This window comes from Actinoplanes sp. NPDC049599 (assembly GCF_044465625.1).
In the GTDB taxonomy this organism is placed as follows: Bacteria; Actinomycetota; Actinomycetes; order Mycobacteriales; family Micromonosporaceae; genus Actinoplanes.
Genome location: NZ_JBITLX010000070.1, coordinates 1 through 1,832, shown reverse-complemented (window position 1 = coordinate 1,832; position 1,832 = coordinate 1). Strand labels below are relative to the sequence as shown.

The 1,832-nt window shown below is 69.5% G+C and carries 3 protein-coding genes; 2 read left to right on the top strand and 1 reads right to left on the bottom strand.

Features of this window, described 5'->3' with window-relative positions:
- Positions 1-322: VOC family protein (locus tag ACIBQZ_RS43195; RefSeq protein ID WP_396094769.1), on the bottom strand; the 322-nt coding region annotated here is incomplete at its 3' end.
- 61 nt (positions 323-383) lie between these two features.
- Between ACIBQZ_RS43195 and ACIBQZ_RS43190 the strand changes: the two genes are divergently transcribed.
- Entirely contained in the window at positions 384-1,352 is a 969-nt protein-coding gene (locus ACIBQZ_RS43190) for a helix-turn-helix transcriptional regulator (RefSeq protein ID WP_396094768.1), read from the top strand.
- A gap of 114 nt (positions 1,353-1,466) precedes the next feature.
- Positions 1,467-1,832: phosphate-starvation-inducible PsiE family protein (locus ACIBQZ_RS43185; RefSeq protein ID WP_396094767.1), on the top strand; the 366-nt coding region annotated here is incomplete at its 3' end.

Genomic DNA, 1,832 nt, shown 5'->3' with positions numbered 1-1,832 from the left:
AGCGGTTGCCCCAGGGCATGGTGGTCGGCGCTTGCACCACGTCCTCGAGGCCCTCCTTGAGGCGGTCGAACTCGGCATCGACGTCGGGGACGAGGAACTCGACGATCGCGGTCCGGTTGGCGGACGGTTCGGCCACGTCGGGGCCGAAGAAGGCCAATGTCGCGGCGCCGGCGATGGCCAGAGTGATTCCGTCGGATTCAATTTCGGCGAACTGTTCGGTGCTCCAGGCGGCCGGTGCGCCGATCACCGTCTCGTAGAAGGCGACCGTGGCGGCGACGTCGGCGGTGATCAGGCGGACGGAGGCGAAGCGGGTGGTGGTCATGGCAGGACCGTAGGACGGATACCGGACAGGATCCGCCCGGTATTGGTGGGAGCCTTCGGGGATGACCCGGCCGACCGCGCGCGTCCTCACCCTGCTGGAGATCCTGCAGGCCGGGGGCACCCGGCGGGTCACTGATCTGGCCGAGCAGGTGGGGGTGGATGAGCGCACGGTCCGGCGGTATGTGGGGCACCTGATCGATCTGGGTATTCCGGTGACCTCGGTCCGGGGGCGCTACGGCGGGTATCGCCTGGCCCCGGGCTACCGGATGCCGCCCCTGATGCTCACCGACGAGGAAGCCACTGCGGTGCTGATCGGGCTGCTGGCCGGCGACCGGGCCGGGCTGGTTCCGCAGTCCTCGGCCTCGGCCGGCGCGATGGCCAAGCTCCGCCGGGTCCTGCCTTTGGCGCTGCGCCCGCGACTGGAGGCGCTCTTGGCCAGTACTTCCTTCACCGGGGCACCCGCCGGATCCGGTGCCCGCACGGACACCGCCATTTTGCTGAATCTGGCCGTCGGTGCCCGGGAAGGGCGTCCCGTCGAGATCGAATACACCGACCGGCATACGCAAGTGAGTACCCGCGTCATTCATCCGCACGCGATCGTGGGGCACGCGGGGCGTTGGTATGTCACCGCTCTGGATCCTGGGCAGGACGAGTCCCGCACCTTTCGGCTGGACCGGATCACCCGCGCCGACCTGCGAGCAGGCCAGTTCGAGGCATCCGCAACGGCCGATCCGGCGACGGCGCTGCTCTCCGCGCTCGCGCAAACCCCTTGGCGGTACGCGGTTTCCTTCCGGGTTCACGGGGATGCCGCGACTGTCGCCCGCAAGCTGCCCTTGGGCCTGGCGGTGCTCGAACCCGCTGCGGAGGAGGACAGCTGGCTGCGGGTGCGGATCAACGCGCAGTCCCTGGAATGGCTGCCCGCCCTGATCGCCGGGCTGGATCGGCCGTTCGTCATCGAGGAGCCGGCCGAGCTGCGGGTACGCATGCGGGAGTTCGCCGAGCGGCTCCGCGCGATGACCGAACCCGCATAGAACGGTCCGAACCGGTCCGGACCGGGCCCGCCCGCTCGCCGCACGCGGAATGGCGAAGATCCACTTCGGAACCGACACTGGACCATGCCCAGGACGCAGGATGCATCACAGCAGATGGACCAGGCCGTGGACGGCGCCATGGACGGGGTGGACGGCTCCAGCCACCGGATCGCGAACATCGGCGAGCGCACCCTGCGCCTGGCCGAGGACGCGGTCTACGTGTGCGTGGCCGGACTGCTCGTGGTCGGGGCGGTGGTGCTGCTGGCCTCCGCGGCCGGGGAACTCGGCGGGCTCACCGACGGCCCGGCCGACACCACCGTGCTGAAGCTGCTGGACCGGCTGCTGCTGGTCTTCATCCTGGTCGAACTGATCTTCGCGGTGCGGATGACGCTGTCGCGGCGGGAGATCGTGGCCGAGCCGTTCCTGATCGTCGGGATGATCGTCTCGATCAAGGAGATCATCCTGCTGTCGGTCGAGGTG